Below are 18,561 nucleotides of genomic sequence, written 5' to 3' on the forward strand. Positions count from 1 at the left end.
GGCTTAATAATTTACAGGCTCACATTCAATCCGAAAGTATAGGTACGCAGGGCAGGATAATCTACCGCCAGGTTGGTTGCCGGATCTTTGTAAGGTTGGTTGTTAATAATAGACCAGAGATTGGTGCCGGTCACAAATACCCTGAACTCAGGCACTTTCCAGCGGGCGGAAAGATCTTGCGGAATGCCGTAAGACAACATCATATTGTTCACACGCATAGTGGTAGCGCTGCGCACCCAGAAGTCAGAAACTTCCCTGATCAGCGGAGAGTTGATCAGCGGATATTTCGCATTGGGGTTTTCAGGCGACCAGGAATCTTTCCAGATAGCGAGAGAACGCAGGTTCTCAGTGGCTGGCGTTCTGGCTGACTTGTCGTAAGCTAAAGAACCTCCAACCTGCAGACCGATGTTCACGCTGAACTTCAGCGTTTTCCAGGATGCACCCAGGTTAAAGCCTACGCCAAACAGGCTGCTCCCTCTCGGTGCAATACGTGTCTTGTCGTTCTCATCTATCCTGCCGTCCTTGTTAATGTCTTCATAATTCATATACCCTGGAACCAGCTTTTCACCGTCGATGGTCCAGTCAGGATTCTTAGCGAGGAAAGCATCTACCTCTGCCTGCGTACGCAGGATGCCGGTTGACCTGTATCCTTCGAGGCCATTATCTGTTCTGCGGCCTATCGGGTTTCTCCAGGCAGTATCTCCGGCGCCATAGTATTTGCGGATCACTTTGTTGTCGCTGATGCCGAAGTTGATAGCCACATTGTATTTAAAATCTTTACCCGCACTTCCATTATAGTTCAGCATCGCCTCAATACCGTATGATTTCAGGCGGCCATAGTTCTGATCGGAGATACCACCACCAAAGCTGGTAGGCACTGTACTGGTAGGCTGCATCAGCATGTCATAGTTGTAACGGTGATACAGGTCGATCGAAAAATCAAAACGGCGGTCGAAAAAGCTACCATCAAATCCCAGGTTCTTATATAAAGCCTTTTCCCAGGTAATGGAAGAATTCGGGATGTCGTTATTGTTCAAACCACTGGTCATTGTATTGCCAAACAGCATACCGGTAGTCTGGGTATAACGTTCTTTGTACTGATAGTTCTTTACGGCGTCATTACCGGTGAGACCGACCTGGAAGCGGATCTTCAGATCATTTACAAACTTCACATTATCTGTAAAGAATTTCTCCTGTGATATTTTCCAGCCCACTGCAACGGAAGGGAAATACCCCCAGCGGGAATTTTTCGGGAAGTTCTGGGAAGCATCTGCACGGAAGGTGGCTTCCAGCAGATATCTGTCCATAAAGGAATAGTTCAGACGGCTGATATAGCTCATCCTGCCGGTTTCGCCGGAGGAACCAGAGTTGTCATAGAAGTTCTTATCCATGCTGAAAGCGAACAATTCATCGATGCCGGGTATTACCACCTGTTCACGACGGGTATCAAAAGCGTCTGTGAACGATTCGCCCTGTTCTGCCACCAGTAACACGCTGATATCGTGCTTGCCGAAGGTTCGTGCATAGCTGATCGCTTCATTCAGTTGGTAATTGTTGGAGGCGCCATAAGATTCCGTCATCAGGTTACCGTTTTTGATCAGCGTAGTCGGATTAGTGGCTGTCAGCTGATTGGTAAAAATGACATTCTGCGTAGTCTGGTGAGCACCTTCTCTTACGAAGTTGTACAGAGAATATGGCAGGTAAAACTCTTTGCCGAAAGTATTCCGGGAGTTACGCGCATATTGCACACGGAAAGAGAGTCCTTCGATAGCTGGCAGTTTATACTCCAGACTAGCGTTGATGGTCTGTCCCTGGGAGCGGGTACGGCTGTAACTGCCCGTTCTTACCAGCTCTCCCGGATGCCATCCGGGAGCGGAAGAGTAAACTGGTCTGCCGTCAATATACATCGGCACCCATCCCGGCGTCAGTAACAGGGCGCTCACAGTACCATTCATCTGGTCTGCCTGTTCGGTCAGGCCGGATTGTACTGTTTTAGGCGTAGGCCTGTTTATCTTAGAGTTGTCGGTAGCAAAGGACACGCTCGCGGTCAGATTGTCGATGATCTTCGCATTTACGCCCATGCGCAGGCCGTATTTGGTAATATTCAGATCACCCACGTTACCATCTTCAGAGTAGTAGTTAGCACCGGTGAAGAAGGTCACCCGTTCACTCCCGCCACTCACATTCAGTGTATGGCGGCTTAGATGTGAACTTTTCCAGACGTCATCTATCCAGTTATAATTATGTGTTTTCAGGTATGCCAATTCGTCGGCCGTATAGTACTTCGCGGTGTTCACATCCCCAAGTGAGGCATACTTGTTGTTCAACGCCACGGCATGGTCATACGAGGATAACATTTCAGGAATGTAGGTTGCCGAAGAGATACCGTGCGAGCCTGCATAATTAATGCGCGGCTTGCCCGGACGGCCCATTTTGGTTTTCACCAGTACCACACCGTTGGCGCCCCTGGCGCCATAAATGGAAGCCGCTGCATCTTTCAGGAAGGTGACACTTTCTATCTGTGTAGCATCCAGGTTGTCAAAATCCTGTTTAGTCATCTGGAAACCGTCTATTACGAACAGCGGATCGGTGGAAGAACCGGTAGCTGCCCAGGTCACGGGATTGCGGATGGTCAGGGATGTAGTCGAACCAGGACGACCGGAAGACTGTGACACAGACACACCCGGCACTTTGTTCTGCAGGGCAGTGGCCAGGTTGGCAACAGGCAGGTCTTCGATATCGGCCGCACTGACTGCTGCTACGGCGCCCAGTACGTTAGCCCGCTTCTGACCACCATAACCAACGATCACGGTCTCATTCAGGGCCTTTACATCTTTGGCCAGAAATATATCTATACTTTGTTGTTTGTTCACAGGGATCTCCTGTGTAACATATCCCATCAGAGATACCACAATGGTGGAATTCTCATGCACTTTCAGGGTATAAGAACCGTCGGGCAAAGTAGTGGTGCCTTTGTTGCCCACTTTTACACGTACAGTAACTCCCGGCAGACCGGTACCTTCTTCTGTCCCTATTATTTTCCCCTTCAGGATAATTTCTTTTGCCTGTGCAATGGCTGTGGGTGTCGCATTAGGTTTGTTAACAGCCAATTGTTGTGCAACAGCCGTCATTTGGAACAGTAATGCACCAGGCAATAGTAGTTTTGTGTGGAATAAAAAGTTTTTCATCAGCTGATTTTTTTGCTGAATACAGCCCGCTAAAACGTAATGGTCTAACTGAATGCTGCTTTTAATAGTGGAATTTCTTAATAAATAGGCCTTGTTAATTCAGGAAACGGTATTTAAAATAGCCGTTGCCAAAAAATTTTCTGAGCGATCAGATGATGGAATACATACTTTTTCATACCTAAGGAATTTAAAGCTTTCTTCATACCTTTCTACGAAGCATCGTGACAATGTTTGCAGGCCAAACCCCGAGCTACGGCCCCCTTTACACAACCATGGAATCTTGATACTATTTGTCAACAGTGTCTGTATGACACTAATTTTTGACAAGCTACAGAATTATTTAATTCTCGTACTTTTTATTTACGCAATCGTTGCCGGAAAATATTTTCGCTTAAAATAATACATAAAAAGGCGTGTTCCCGTTTCAGAAACAGGGATATAATATAGCCTGTAAAGCAGATCCGTACAGGCTTTCCGGCCGTACTAAAAGAATAAAGTACAGCGCATAAAATGCAGGGGAAATATTAAGTAGTGTTGAAACAACAGTACCGTTACGCACTAATAAGGTTAGTGTATCACCATTACATTGGTGTAAAAATTATAATTTTTTGACGTAATTCTCATGATGTACGCTCCGGGTTGCAGACCGCTCACATCCAGTGTCAGCGTCTTATTATCCATCTGCAGGTCCTTCTCGTACACCAGTACACCCATAAAACTTGTCATGGTCACTTTTGCTTTTTCATTTACGGTGCCGGTGAAGTGAAGATGCATGATACCCGATGCGGGATTAGGGTATACTTTCTCAAAGTATCCTCCAAAGAGTGCTTCTACCTGCAGATCTTCTGATGCCTGACTGGGATTACCAGCTACATCGTGGGCTGCGTTGGCAGCCAGCTTCACGGTGACTATACCATCGTACTGCGGAGTGACAAGAACCGTCATAACGTTGTTACTCACACTGGTCAGATCGGAAATAACAGCGTTCGTTGCAGTCAGATAAGCCGGATCAAAATCAGCAATAGCCTCACTGAAACTGATATAGACGAGAAATGCACGTCTGAGCGGCGACATTTCTATAGTATTCAGCGTAACAGCCGGCCGCTTTCTATCTATAGATACTCTGCTGTTATCTGTTGTGGCAGTGATAGTAGCCCCTGCATTTCCATGCAGGTCTTTAAAATCGATGGAGAAGGGAACCTCTCCGTCAGGATCATCTGCCGTCACGGTGTATCTGCCGACGTATTCTTTCGCACCTACCATATTAACAGCGACAGGTGTACCGAGTATTGTGATCTCAGGTACATAGATATTATCATCTACCGTAAAATAAACCGTGATCACATCTCCTGTAGTGGCATAAGAAGCATTCTGATTGCTGGATCTCATTGCCACAGACATAGCGCCAGGAATAGTAACATCTGTTATAATAGGGACGGATGTACCCGGCGCACTTACATTCTTCGCCAGATCAGTGGCGGTGGCCCTGATATTGTGATTACCATCAGCCAGGGAATTGGCCGTAAAAGCCGATGACCAGCTACCGCCAGCATCAGCAGTAGCCGTAGTCAGCACATTACCATCTATATAAACGGTGACGAGGGCATTGGGTTCAGCTGTGCCGCCCATCAACATATCGGTTGTATTGAATATGGTATTGCTGACAGGGATCTTAATAACAGGTGCAGCGGGTGCATTGCCGTCAATTGTAATTGTACGTTGCCCCGAAATGGAGCCCGCACTACCGGGGACAGGCAACGTCAATGAAGCGACGGAGCCACCACTACCACGAATGACAGCGCCGTTGAAAAGCAATGCATCCGTACCGGTGTAATCCAGTTTGGCAGTGGTATCTCCTGTATTTACAGTATAGGCAAAAGCGAGGGTATTAGTACCATCTCCGGAAACGTATAAAGCGGTCCGGTTCACAGGGTTTATACCCAATATAAGCGCTGGCGTACCACCGCTTACCCTTACGACGTGATCGAACGTAATGTTAAAGGTGATCGTACTTCCAACGCCATAAAAACCATCTGTGGCGGTAGTAGAAATAGCGATAACAACAGGTGTTGTATCCATGTTACGGGTTGCAGCCCCTCCATTGTTCCCGTTGTTCACCTGGAAGCCGGCTGGCTGGGAACAAAGCTCACTGTCTGTAATACTGTTATTCCGCGCATGAATAAAAATAGAAGAGACCAGGCAGCAAATAATGGTTAGAGTCACTGAGGGAAGTAGACTCCTAGTTGGTATAGTCATCAGGTTTTCCGGATAGTTAAATTACATTCAAAGTAAGGAATTGTTTTCTGAAAAAAGAATAAAAATATTATATATGTAATACAGTAAAGCGCCGCCTGATAACTCAGACGACGCTTTTACTATTACCCGACTGGGTATGAATTAGTTATCTTTTAATCGTTTTAACAATTCTTCTTCAGTAACGGCAAGCTGTTCTCTGGCCGGCATTCCATTCGTGTAAGTAATGACACTCAGATTGGTTGCTCCGTGTGGAAAACCTATAAGATAACAATGCCGGGCATTTAGGTAGGCAGGTTCTGAGCAGCCGGGAGAAAATACAAATTCCGGGAAAAAAGCCTGACGGCAATTCTCCCGGAACGATTAAAAATACAGTCGCTGACTCAGGATTGTTAACGAGGGAAAGTTGAGTCAATATGGAACTGTATTGCGAAAGTGCAGTCTGCCTTTTGAAGGGGTCTGTTCAATGGACGAAGAAAGGGTGGCAGATCAGGAACCAACGCTTTAAAGGGTTTACGAACAAGCATCGCTTTTTGATGGTACCCTCACGGATTGACCATCTCCATGAGCTATAAGGTAATTAGTTTCAGGAATGTCCCGCCTGGACAAGCAGAACAGCTAAATATCCTCAATATACCATTAAAAAGAGCTGTTCAGACCTTTCCATCAGCGGACTCCAAACCTTTGCAACTGCAAAGGAGTGGACATCCGGCTGATTGAATTTTGCAGGCATACTTACAGGGTAAGTAGTTGAGGAAAACGGCATCCCGAAAGAACGCCTGCCCGCATTTTTATGAAAAGGCAAAATATATTATGCTATGACAGTTTAAATAAGACCTGAAAATCATTTTACAAACAAGGCATCTTTAGAGATCTTCCATAAGACTATTTCTTTTGTGGTATTAACAATTCTTCATGTAATGGCGTTCTACAAGGGGTCATCTCACAAATACAATTCAAATATCGCTAGTCGTTAACAAAACGGATAGGACAAAGGCGGCAAATCATCGCTGTTTTTTTATTTCTTTTGTCCTATACACAGCTATATAGCTGCACTGTGATCACTTCTATACCGTCCGGGCGTGACGCCTTCTGTCTGTTTAAACACCCTGATAAAATAAGAGGGATCAGAATAACCAACTTCCATAGCGATATCTGTTATTGTATGCATGGTAGCCAGTAACAACTGTTTAGCCTTTTCTACCCGCTGCTGCAGTATATAGATCTTTACAGTACTGCCCAGCTTCAACTTGAAAGCGTTTTCCAGCGCCCGTTCTGTCAGTCCGAGAGCGTGCGCGCGCTGTTCCACGTTCACATGTTCTTCGGGACATCTGTCTACTCTTTCAATAAATTCGTCGATCTCCTTTTCATGCAGCAATATCAACCTGCTGTCCTGCAAAGTAATACGGTGCATACTATCCAGGTAGGCAATCACTACATCACTGATGCGGTTATTATAATACAGGGCACGCGCCTGTCCTGTGAGCGGGCAATTCTTCATTTTCTCTATTTCACTGCGCATAGCGGCACTCAACCGGATGTAGGGCAGATGTGCCGAGAAACCGCCGCCTGCCTTCACGGTTTGCAACATATCTGTTATCAGCGGATAAGTGTCACTCAGCTCTTCCAGCATAGCCGCCGGCGTCTGAAAATAAACACTGCGGTAGTGTTGTCCCGCCGTGAGACTAATGGTATAAACGACTCCGGGGGCGAGGTACTGCATCCCCACTTTCCCGGGCTGCAACTGCATCCGGCTGTCGGCATATGCAACGCGTATACTGCCGGTCATCATTGTCTGCATAATAATGACCGGCTCTTTGACAGAGAGCAGCAATTCCATGTCGGTCACCGGTTCAGCATACAATTCGCAGTAAAAGCTATCTGCTACCTGCACCTTCTGTTTAAGCAGCGATCCCCATTTGCCGGATAAGAACAATGCTGCGGTGTCTTCAATAGGTAATCTCAATTTACGGTAACGAGCCGGCACAGCATGCGTTACCACAACGTCCTGCACTAAATGGTCAGGCAACCGGAACTCAATTGGCATATTGGTAAGGTTTTTATGATAGAATATATGGCACCTACTTTCGCGTCTCTGTATTCAATAAGCCCAGCGCGAAAAGGAATTTGTTTACGAACGAAAATGTTTCTGCACTCTTCATGCTGTCACTATCATCCTGTTCGGGAGAGAAGGGGAAGGCCAGTGACTGATATGTACCTTTGCTCACCAGCACGCGGAGATCTTTTGGCTGGAAACCGCCTCCCAGGTAACAGTAATCGTTCTCTCCTATATCAATCCCTATATCCTGATGCAGGAACATCATCTCATTATCATTCTGAATAGTGTAGATCAATAATTTACTCAGGCCGGGCATAAGGTCAAATCTTAACAGCAGGTTATCTTCTGTGGCGTTGATAACGGTATACCAGAAACTTCTTTCAAAAAGCTGCAGCTGCTGTATCAACACATTGCACTGGGGTGCAGTAAAAAATAACGGAGGCTTCTCTGAAGACAGATAATGTTCAAGGGATGCAGGTACATTTTCAGTTTGTTGAAATGCCAAAAGTGGATTAAAGTTAACATCTAGTTTCATGTTAGTTATTTTAGGTGAGGAAGAGAACTTGGTAGGGATTATTGCATTCACGCTGTGCTATCCGGGGTGCATGTTTAACCAGCTTACAGATTGTGCTGCGGAGTAATTGCAGTAATGTTGGCGGTTAATTACCTGAACACCTGGATGAGTGAAGTATAAACACAATTTCAAAGACAGCGCGTTGAGTATGCGCAAATAAACGTTGTCTTCCATTTCAATCAGGTTAACTTAATTCGTGCCCTGCCCGGGGATCAACTGGGTTCCCTGCAACGCTGCAATTGCAGTGCAGTATTGCATTATAGACTAATTGCGACTAATTGAATATACAACATTTCCTGTAAAAAAAGTTACAACAATTAATAATAATCATAAGCCATTCTATTTTATCATATTATGCAAACATCTTCTCGTACTACGTTTGCCATAACAGGGGGAAATGCTGGAGCTGGCGTTGCAGCAGTATGTGGCTACCCTGCCGGCGGCAACTTACAGATCTTCGCTGCAGTATGTATTACATTCGCTACAAGACATTTCCATGCACCATTTTTTTAATATTTCAACTACATAAACATTCTGCTTAAACCCGCCATAGATTGGCAGATTATCCCTAATTTTGCGGCACGTATGGCAAAAAAAGTAATTTTACTGGTAGACGATGACATGGATGATCAGGAGCTTTTTGGCGAAGCAATGTCCATCGTGGATAGTGCTGCTACCTGTTATTTTGCTTCTGATGGAGAGGAAGGCTTGCGAATGCTGGATAGCGGCAGCCTTCAATGCGATCTTATCTTCCTGGACCTGAACATGCCTAGAATGAACGGCAAACAGTTCCTCGCTGAAATCAAAAAGAACAGCGCCTACCGCTCTATTCCTGTTGTTATTTTTACCACTTCACTAAGAGAGAAAGACGGCATTGAGACTGCCGAACTGGGAGCATCACATTTCCTGACCAAACCTTCCAGCTTTGGCGAGCTGTGCAAACAGCTGGAAAATGTGCTGGCTAAAACCCTTGTTTAATAGACCTCCAGTTTATCTTTTACAGGCAATTTCGGGAATGGCTGATGCGGCTCTGTCTGGTACCAGTATACAACAGATGAGATGTCTGAATGCTGTTGCAGATACCTTCCTCCTTCCCGCCAACCCAAGTCCTGGATGGTTACCCGCAGTTCCTTTTCAAAACGGATAGGATCCATAATGTGCCAGCGGTACATGCCGAACCGCTGACGTGCCCGGTAGGTACCATCAGGACGTATCACCTGGTGTAATCCTGCATAGGGTGTACAGAACTCCGTATACTTGCCTCCCCTGTCAAAGTTGTAGGAGCCGCAGAAGTAGTCTTCAGTGCCTGTACCGCAGATAGTAGGAAACTTTGTGTCTCCGTCCATGAAGAACTTGATCTCACCTTCTCCCCACCAGCCGGAATTATTCACTCCCAGCGCCATAAAAGTACCCACATACTGGCCTTTTCCCCGGATATTGTCTACCAGCACATAGTCTGACGTGGTATCAGGATTGGTACGGCGAAACTGTGCATGGAAATAAGCCGCATCATCAGGTACTTCGGTAAGTGTGTAATCTACCTGGTAGTACAGTGTCATTTGCTCTGTATGAATATTCTCCATCGTAATGCGGCATTTCTTTCTGAAGGGCATCATCCAATAGCTGTTAAAGGCGCTGCCCGGGTTAACGGTAATAGCCATGGAATTCAGCGGTGCATATTCATTCCAGGCCATGCCGAAGAAATCGCCTACAGGACATTCCACAGAGGGTTCCTTTTCATCATCCCAGTATATGCGCAGGATGGAATAACGCCATACACCTGTCGGCGTCATCCAGATATGCTGGATAGCGCCGGGACCACTCACTTCTGCAAGCGTGAAAGTTTGTCCGGGTTTAATAATGACAAAAGGGTTCACCTTCCATCCCTGTCCGAGGTCGCGTGCCGCGTGTGAAGCATTTGCGGTATTGGCCGCTGCATCTTTGTGAGGAACGGCCATCCCACCTTTGCCTTGCTCACCGGTAAAATTTTCCGGGCTGATAGAGCGTGTCTTTGCGTTAGATAAACGGTACAGGTTGCCCAGATTCATGTCGAGGCCATTGAACTGTTGCGCAAACGATGGTACAGTAAAACAGAACAGGAGCAATAATAACGGGAATTTTTTCATAGTCTTTGCTTTACGGAAAAAGTACTAAATGAATCTTAAAAAAGAAAAGCGTGACTGCAATTGAATGCAATCACGCCCATATTCATTGGCGCTCCGCCATATCACCGGAACCTATATGGCGCCCTGTTGGCTAAGCAGTTGCGTATAGATGTCATAATTCTCTTTTTCGAAGCACACGAAGATCACGTTACTTATCTTGTTATCACTTTTCAGAAAATCCGTTACAGCAGCTACTGCTATTTCAGCGGCTACCTGTTTTGGGAAACGATACACACCGGTACTGATATTTGGGAAGGCGATGGTCGTCACATCGTGCTTTACAGCCAATGCCAGGCTATTCATGTAAGCACTTCGCAACAAGGCTTTTTCTTCGTCACTCCCTTTGTTCCATACGGGCCCGACCGTATGAATAACATACTTTGCAGGCAGCCGGCCGGCTGTTGTGATCACCGCTTCACCTGGTGCACATCTTCCCTGCTTATCGCGGATCTTGCGGCATTCCTCCAGTATAGCGGGTCCTCCTGCTCTATGGATAGCGCCATCCACGCCTCCACCACCTAATAAGGATGAATTAGCCGCATTGACAATAGCGTCTACTTCCATCCTGGTAATATCGCCTTGTAAGAGTGTTATTTTCATATTTTATTGTTCCAACTCGAAGAACTTTTCATGTCTGTGTGCAAAGATAATCTTGTAGGATTCTGTTATTGATTCGAAATATTGCTGCTCTGTTTTAATGAAAGCAGCATCTCTTTTCGTAAAGATCCTATTTTTTTCATCTATCATCCGTATCATTTTTCCCTTGTAAAAATATCCCCTGTGCTCCGCAACAGCTATGTTATGCTGACCAAATGTGGAATCATACATAGGCACTTCATATTTGTAATCCCTCATATAATAAAACACTGGCGCACCTTTGTCATAGTACACCTCCAGTCGATATTTGCCTGTCTCTCCACATACGTCCTCTATCATCAACTGAAGTGAGTCACCCGTAAAATACCCCTCCAGGCTGGCCCCCTCTGCACTAATACCTGACAGATACACTTCGACACGCCGATAAGAGCTGATATTTTTATTGACTTCCTCATACCTTTCTCTGATATGCTGTAATATGCTATCCGTCTGTGCAAACACGGGGAAGCTCAATAGCAAAAAAAAGGATAATATTTTTAACATAGGCAGGATATTAACAAATCAAAAATAGGCGAAGTAAGCGATATTCTGCGCATTTCACTGGCTGACGGTAAAAGCAGCATCTATAACTTTAAAGAGGAACGGTTCATTCAAATGTAATAAAAAGAGGCCGGCAATAACCGGCCTCCGGATCTAAAACCTCCTGATTCTGAGGGAACAGGAAAATATTATGGACGTTTTAAAAGCCTCCATTCGGCCAGCTGGAATAATGAACTGTTCTTCACGGCAGACACATTCAGGCGATAGAATTTAAAGGCCACCTGGTTGTTGAAGGTATACTTCACTGTCAGGAACCTGGAGCCGAAAGACTGGTCCGTCTGCGTATCCAGCACCGTCCAGTCAGTACCGTTGTCCGACCCTTCCAGTGTCCAGTTCTTAGGGTCACGTTCCGGGGCGTCATTGGCAGACGTCATGGTATAGGCACCGGTGGTTTGCGGAGTAGCAAACTCCAGCTGCGCCCAAACCGTAGAAAAATTAAACAACAGGAACTTCGAGTTGATGTTATTGTCGATCAGCTTACCTGAAGTCTCATTGGCGTTACTGGTGTTCTCGTATTGTGTCTTATAACTGATATTGGTATTGGTAATATCTGTTTCGATCAGTTTGGAAGGATCCATTGTCATCACAATAGTACTGTGTTCTGCATCCAGCAGATGCCTGGTAGGACTGCTCAGACTTAATGCCAGCACCGGTTTATTCTGCACATTCCTCTTCAAGGCTTCTGTTTTCACAACCAGGTTAAATCTTGCCGTATTGGTATTAGCGGGAAATGTCAGTGTAGACGGCATACTGTAATCATCTCCTTCCTTCAGCAACACTGAGCCGCTCAACGTACCATCATCTATCAATGCCTGCGCTGTATCAGGGCTTGCGCTCACATTTACGGTGAACGCACCTCCCGCTACTCCGCCCAACGTTACACTAACAGGTAGCACCACTTCGTTAGTGCCCAACACATGGTTAGTGCCTGAAGGCTGCTGTAATACGCTGCCTGCCCCCGTAAAAGAGATGTAATGAATGTCTTCCTGACGGATGATTTCCGCTGTATTGATCAGCAAAATTGCCACCTTGCCCGAAGCATCCAGGGTGTTGTTCTTACCAACATCCGAAAGGCCGACTGCCAGGGCCAGCGTCTTGCCATAATACCGTTCAACAGCCTGCATACTGATCTGCAGGGGTAGTGTGAATGTATCAATACCGAACCGGATCTCCGCTGTTTTGGGCAACTGATAATAAACCTCCTCCAGTAATACCGCATCTCCCAGCTGCTGTTGTTCTATGAGATGAGTGATCGTATCGTTATTTACATGCACATCCATGGTAAAGATCTTCGGCGCAGCAGCAGAGAGCACGATCTTAACAGGTATATTGAGATAGTCAGTTGTTTTGGTGTAATTGTTGCCTGCAGGCACAGCTATCCGCCCGTTTGTGCTTTGAATAGATATATTCACAGGGTTCAGCTGCTCATCCTGGAATTTGTCGTCCTTTTTACAGGACAACACACCGGACAACAGGAGTGATAACAACACAAAGAGCATATTGCGACTCATATCAGCATATTTGCAGTTAAAAAATAAATTCAGATAGATGTATAAGAGGTTACCCATACCCTGCCATCCATCTGCCATTTGGTATCTACCGCTATCTGCAGCCAGTTCATGATCTGCCGGGCCACATCCACGGGTTGCGGTACCAGTTGCGTCAGGTTAGATGCAGAACTGGGGCACATCAGGTCACTGAAGTCATCCCACTGGTAGTTATTATGTATCTGGAAATCGTGTTTATATTCCGTCTGATCCTTGAATACACCACCAAAGCCATCCCTGCAGGGCCAGTATCCTATCAGGTAATCATGATATGGATGGGAAGTAGGTAATTCTTCCGCACAGACATATGCCCTTATCACACTGTCGGGTAATGCAGCCCGCCAGAAACGGATCTCAGTAACATAGGCGTTCAGCCAACGGTTATCGTCAGTAACATTTCCCGGCACATATCCCAGTGTCAGCGGGTCGTCTGTATCAAAGTTGCCGTAAGAAGTGATCTCTGTTTCAGTATTAAAGTTTCCATCTGTGAACAGGCGGATGAAACGTTTATTATCCCTGTTCAGGAACACGGCTGTCAGATCATGCCATTTACCATCACTGATATTGGGGCCGGTCACCATGTTGAAACCAGCACCATCCTGTCCATAGTGCATCCCCCAGCCATTTGACTCCAGGGACATAGCCCAACCGGTATTCTTCCACCAGTCCAGCGACAGATTGTTACCGATGATATTCGGATAGGTATAGGAATAATCGCCATAAATGGTCTTATTCTTTTTGATCTTCAGTGCAATGGTCACTTCATTGGTCTTACCAATGTTCAGGTCTTCCTTGCCTTCGTCGATGGTAGCATATACGGCATCGCCGGCTGTTTTGCCATAGAGACGCACTGCCTTGCCCGTATAACGGGCTCCCGTATAAGGTCTGTCTATGAAGTTCGGTGTATAGCGGGGTGAATAAAAAATAGTGAAGGTGTTCACCTTCGGATTACTGAGGATGGTGCCATCATCTTCATCAGGCGGAATATTGAAAGGACCGCCTCTGCCGGATGTTACCACCACCAGCCAGCTTTCATGCTGATAGTTCTTACGCTGCCGGAGGGCATTCATAATGTTGCCGATATATTCATCCACACGCAGGATCGCCGCCTTGTATTCCGGTATGCCGGCATCATAGCCATAAGTCTTACCAGCGGTAGCCACCTGACTGAATTGCCCGAATATCAATCCGGCTGTGTCGATTTTCAACTCTTCCAGGATAGCCTGTTCCGTCGCATCATCATCATTACTAAAAGTCCTGTTCACATCAGCGTCAGTGATCAGCATTTTACCCAGTGAATCGCTAGCACTATATGCCGCCACCCTGAAAGCAGGCATACGTGCTTTAATGTATTTGAAAAAGACAGGATATTGCCCAAGCCTGTTGTCGCTGAAATCACTTTTCACCACGCCATGTTTTTCCTTGCGCACTCCCGTCAGGAGGTCTGCCCAGGCAGTGGCATCCAGACTAAGTGTATCGCTGATGCTGTTCCACGAATAGATGGCATTATCACCCAGTTCAAGCAGATGTGAGGCCTGTGCATCCCGAACAGATTCACCACGGGCCCCATCCACGACGAGAAACAGTATTTTGGGTTGCTTACCGGTTACACCTGTCGTGTCTTCATATTCCCTCTGTTCGAGCAACCTGTCATAGCCCTTGTTACAGGCTGAAAGCAGTATAACCGTAATGATAGCTGCCAGCCGGTTGAAATTCTTCATATATGCGGATAATTTTATCATTTGAATAACAGGCGGACTACGTTATTGATCTCTTTGTTATTAAAGCGGCTAAATCTTCCCATGATGAGCGCCTGCGTTTGTCCGGAGGTATTGATAGTTTCAAATACCCTGAGCAGAACGCCTGAAAAATCAGCAGTGTTGTTATATCCCTGCGCCAGCTTGCCTGTCTTGTCCAGCACCATGAACCCACTTCGGTGCACGTTGTCATATCGGGTGAAATTCCCGTTGACAACTACCAGTCCATTGCTTAGCTGCTGCGCACAGTAATAAGCTTCATTACTTGCCCTTGGTGCTGCGATGAATTGTTCATCAGGAGTTCCGTCCGACCGCAACATTACCAGACCGCTATGCGCAGTACCGTCGAACTTATCAAAGTTGCCCGCCAGCACAAAGCGTTGCATAGTCTCGTTATATCGGATGGAAATAATATCATTATCAGCGCCACTGCCTCCAAAGCCCGGATCAAGACTGCCATCGATGTTTATACGTGCGATATAGGGCGCCGGCTGTCCGTTATAGCGTGTAAAACGGCCTACAATAATGATCTTGCCGTCAGGCTGTTGATAAGCATCACTAATGGGGCCATTCGGACCATCAAAGCTCCTGTGACGCGCCAGGTCATAATTGAATGAAGTGTCCAGGGTGCCGTCAGGATAAAAGCGTATCAGCTGGCGAACCAGTATACTGTCCGTAACGAGTGAGTCTCTTTCCTGCAGATAATCTGATTTTCCATATACAAACCGCAGGTAATAGTTGAAACCTCCAATAGCGGTAATACGGTTATTGTACACAAAGACCTTGCTGATCCTTCCATCGGTACCACCGTTGAAAGAAGGCACTGTATCCTTATCAGTAAACGTGTTCACACTCATAGAGTCAAGAGAGCCGTTACTATTCAATACAGTAATATTATGGATCTCTGCCTGGTGGATATCGTAAGAAGCAAAGCTGCCACCTACCACCAGCTTACCACTGGGTAATGCTGCTATACTATTGAGTGAACCATCGGCTCCCCTGCCCGACTGCAGGCTGCGATCCATTTCCCCATCACGGGAAGTCAGCACTATCCTGCTGATAGGTCTTACTATGCCCTTACGTTCATAGTCGAGGAAGTCGCCCACCAGCAATAATCTTCCGTCAGCGAAACGATATACATCACTCACCCAGCTGTTCGCCCCTACAACTACTTTATAGTTGTTGTCAATATCCAGATTACCTCTTACTCTGAACAGAGGACCAAAGAAGATCTGATCGCCGATAGTCACAGAAGTCACACCAGTACTGGCAGTAACAGGTACTTTCACCTGAATACCGGTAGAATCCACTTTTACTATCTCCGCTGCTTCACCATTAAAGTTGAACAGCAGGGAGTCCTTGTATTTCGTGAGTCCTTTCCCTTTGAAAGTGACCAGAGTACCAGGCGCCGCTTCCGACGGATTGGGTGTTTCTGTACTTAACGTTACTCCCAATGGTTCTTTTCCCCCGGCATAAGGATCATCGTACGTTTTATCTTTTTTACAGGCTGTTATGAAGAGTATCATTAGCAGCGCTGCCATTGACATTATTCTCATGTGTTACACGCTTTTATTAACCTCCGTTTTCCATTACAGAGATCATGTCTGCAATGAAGAGGCCTCCCTGGAATCCGAAATAATAATGGTCATTTGTCAGTGTATGGACCACTCCGTTATAGGTGGTGATATTACAGGAGGCTACATAGTCAATGATCCAGTTCTCCCTAGGCCTCGCAGGATCCGGGATACAGGCAATGGAGAGCTGCCGGTATCCCACATATTTTACACCGTTATCATCATTGTACACAACCCCGATATTCATAGGAGAGCCGTTCCACGACAGGAAGCCTTGCCCCGGGTAGGTATTCAGCAGGTTATAATCTATCTGCGGATAATCCTTCAGTTCATTACTGCCATGGAACATATACTGCTGCAGGTATTTAAACCAGATGTCCTTTGGGACGTCTGCCAGCACTTTTACAGTATCATGCCCGAGGCGATACAAGGTATAATTCAGCTCCTGTATCAAACGCAGCACACTTCTGTCGGTCGGCGCAAAGAAAGTAAGCGTATCACTGTTAAAAACCTCTTCCATACCTGCCAGCCTCACTATCGTAGCCACAGTGTCAAAATAGAACGGTACAGCGTCCAGGTAGTCCAGTGTTGTACCTTTAAAAACAGGATCATGGGTACCTGAGTCCTGGTAGTATTTATCTTTATTACAGGCGCATAAACCCAATAAGAGCGCAGCCATAAAGCACAGTATTGTCCGCATAAGTATTATTTTATCTTAACCAATAATTGTTCAGTTGCATAAAGGGATTGTTATCCAGCGCAGCGGTGTTAATAGGCCATGTCCAACCACCATTATCGAATTGCGCCTGCGTAAGCGGATAGTAACACCATTGCTGGTTGGTCGCCCTGCCTGTGCGCACTACGTCAAAATAATAGTGTCCTTCCATCATCAGCTCTTTTGCCCTTTCGGTGAAAATCGCATCCTTCAGTGCCTGCCCTGTTCCTCCCTGGTATAAGGTGGTTTTTGCACGCTGCCTGATGATATTCATCAGACGGATGGCTTCATCGGTCTGCCCCAGTTCTGCCAGTGCTTCTGCCCTCAACAGGATAGCGCCGGCGTACCGTAGTACAATGAGGTTGTTATCCACATTCACATCTGAGTTACCCTGCTCATAAACACTATTGTACTTCAGGAACATAAAAGTGCCGTCGTTGGCAAACATCTGTGAGTCGAACCACATCTGTATCCTGGCATCAGGCACGCCCGACGGATACAGGCGGCGCAGGTACTCTGCCCGGAAGTAACAGAAGCTGTACTGGTGGTTCCAGGCGGGACGTTTATACGGATAATGCACTACCAGCTCAGAAAGGTCATTCCATTTCTCTGCCAGTCCTTCCCCATAGTTGGAGCTGATAACGATATCGAACAGGCTTTCTCTTGAACGGCCTTTGAAAATGGTGAACGACTCCTCTATGGGTAACAACATGTAAGCGCCACTCTTCATCAGCTCATCACCCAGATCGGCAGTAGCCTGGTAATGCTTCTGCGCATTTGCTTTATCAAAACCGGCATTCCACATATGCATTTCCATCAGCAATCCTATGGCCGATCCTCTGCTGGTACGGGCGCCCTGGTAAGCCGGCTCCGTAAAGCTCCAGGGTAATGCTTCCAATACCGCCGTCAGCTCTGCGATACAATTGTTCATTACCGTCACCATCTTTTCTCTTGGCAACGGTGCCTGATGATACGCATCTGTATAGTATACCACATCGCCCCAGAGCCTTACCATGATGAAATAGGAAAGACAGCGCATAAAGATGGCTTCCGCTTTATAGGTCTCTTTACGGTCCGCGGCGAGGTCGGGTATGTCGCGCCTGTCTACTTCATAGATGAGGATATTACAAGCTTGTATCACGCGATAGAAAGGCTTCCAGTCCGCCAGCATATAAAGATCGAAGATGTCCCAGAAGTCCTTGCCAGGCGGTCTGTAAATAACCGGGATCAGGTCATTCTTGGCTACATATTCCACGAAGGTCCTGTCTGCCCCATCACCCTTCGGCGACATGGCCAGCATACCTCCCCTTGCCTCTCCCGCGAGAGCAAACAGCGGGCAGGAACCTGTAGCATCTCTGAAAAGGCCGTAGATGTCCCAGATATTATCTTCCACATCTTTCGCTGATTTGAAGAACGTGTTTCCTGAAAGCCGGTCCAGCGGCTCCACATTCAGGAACTCTTTACACCCGTACTGACCGCAGAGCAGCAAACAGGCAGTGATATAAATAAACCTCCGGAGCATAGCAATACTT

The 18,561-nt window shown here is 46.5% G+C and carries 13 protein-coding genes; 1 reads left to right on the plus strand and 12 read right to left on the minus strand.

Annotated features, from left to right (window positions below; genetic code table 11):
• Positions 1-11 precede the first annotated feature (11 nt).
• The 4 genes from L3C95_RS22140 to L3C95_RS22155 form a co-directional block, all read right to left on the minus strand.
• The gene (locus tag L3C95_RS22140; protein ID WP_236390846.1) at positions 12-3,188 is read right to left on the minus strand and encodes a SusC/RagA family TonB-linked outer membrane protein; all 3,177 of its coding nucleotides are present in this window, start codon (positions 3,186-3,188) and stop codon (positions 12-14) included.
• A 567-nt stretch (positions 3,189-3,755) separates the two neighbouring features.
• Positions 3,756-5,411 (minus strand): T9SS type A sorting domain-containing protein, encoded by a 1,656-nt coding sequence (locus L3C95_RS22145; RefSeq protein WP_236390847.1) that lies wholly within the window; start codon positions 5,409-5,411, stop codon positions 3,756-3,758.
• 1,072 nt (positions 5,412-6,483) lie between these two features.
• Positions 6,484-7,488 (minus strand): helix-turn-helix transcriptional regulator, encoded by a 1,005-nt coding sequence (locus tag L3C95_RS22150; RefSeq protein WP_236390848.1) that lies wholly within the window; start codon positions 7,486-7,488, stop codon positions 6,484-6,486.
• A 34-nt stretch (positions 7,489-7,522) separates the two neighbouring features.
• Complete coding sequence (locus tag L3C95_RS22155) at positions 7,523-8,035, minus strand: hypothetical protein (RefSeq protein WP_236390849.1); 513 nt, start codon at positions 8,033-8,035, stop codon at positions 7,523-7,525.
• A gap of 624 nt (positions 8,036-8,659) precedes the next feature.
• Between L3C95_RS22155 and L3C95_RS22160 the strand changes: the two genes are divergently transcribed.
• A complete protein-coding gene (locus L3C95_RS22160) occupies positions 8,660-9,052 on the plus strand; it encodes a response regulator (protein ID WP_236390850.1) in 393 nt (130 codons plus the stop codon).
• On the opposite strand, the gene L3C95_RS22165 is transcribed toward L3C95_RS22160, so the two are convergent.
• The 8 genes from L3C95_RS22165 to L3C95_RS22200 all read right to left on the minus strand — a co-directional run bounded on the left by L3C95_RS22165 (position 9,049) and on the right by L3C95_RS22200 (position 18,551).
• Entirely contained in the window at positions 9,049-10,200 is a 1,152-nt protein-coding gene (locus L3C95_RS22165; RefSeq protein WP_236390851.1) for a glycoside hydrolase family 172 protein, read from the minus strand. The two genes, L3C95_RS22160 and L3C95_RS22165, sit on opposite strands and share 4 nt — an antisense overlap.
• Before the next feature lie 111 nt (positions 10,201-10,311).
• A complete protein-coding gene (locus L3C95_RS22170; RefSeq protein ID WP_236390852.1) occupies positions 10,312-10,839 on the minus strand; it encodes an O-acetyl-ADP-ribose deacetylase in 528 nt (175 codons plus the stop codon).
• A 3-nt stretch (positions 10,840-10,842) separates the two neighbouring features.
• On the minus strand, positions 10,843-11,379 hold the full coding sequence (locus L3C95_RS22175) for a hypothetical protein (RefSeq protein WP_236390853.1): 537 nt from the start codon (positions 11,377-11,379) through the stop codon (positions 10,843-10,845).
• Between the two features lie 185 nt (positions 11,380-11,564).
• On the minus strand, positions 11,565-12,947 hold the full coding sequence (locus L3C95_RS22180) for a discoidin domain-containing protein (protein WP_236390854.1): 1,383 nt from the start codon (positions 12,945-12,947) through the stop codon (positions 11,565-11,567).
• A gap of 29 nt (positions 12,948-12,976) precedes the next feature.
• Complete coding sequence (locus L3C95_RS22185) at positions 12,977-14,704, minus strand: alkaline phosphatase family protein (protein ID WP_236390855.1); 1,728 nt, start codon at positions 14,702-14,704, stop codon at positions 12,977-12,979.
• Between the two features lie 17 nt (positions 14,705-14,721).
• Positions 14,722-16,296: a DUF5008 domain-containing protein gene (locus L3C95_RS22190; protein ID WP_236390857.1), complete on the minus strand. Its 1,575-nt coding sequence runs from the start codon at positions 16,294-16,296 to the stop codon at positions 14,722-14,724.
• A 16-nt stretch (positions 16,297-16,312) separates the two neighbouring features.
• A complete protein-coding gene (locus L3C95_RS22195; RefSeq protein ID WP_236390859.1) occupies positions 16,313-17,014 on the minus strand; it encodes a hypothetical protein in 702 nt (233 codons plus the stop codon).
• Between the two features lie 10 nt (positions 17,015-17,024).
• Positions 17,025-18,551: a RagB/SusD family nutrient uptake outer membrane protein gene (locus L3C95_RS22200; RefSeq protein ID WP_236390861.1), complete on the minus strand. Its 1,527-nt coding sequence runs from the start codon at positions 18,549-18,551 to the stop codon at positions 17,025-17,027.
• Positions 18,552-18,561: the final 10 nt, after the last annotated feature.

The organism is Chitinophaga filiformis (assembly GCF_021646545.1).
Lineage (GTDB): Bacteria > Bacteroidota > Bacteroidia > Chitinophagales > Chitinophagaceae > Chitinophaga > Chitinophaga filiformis_A.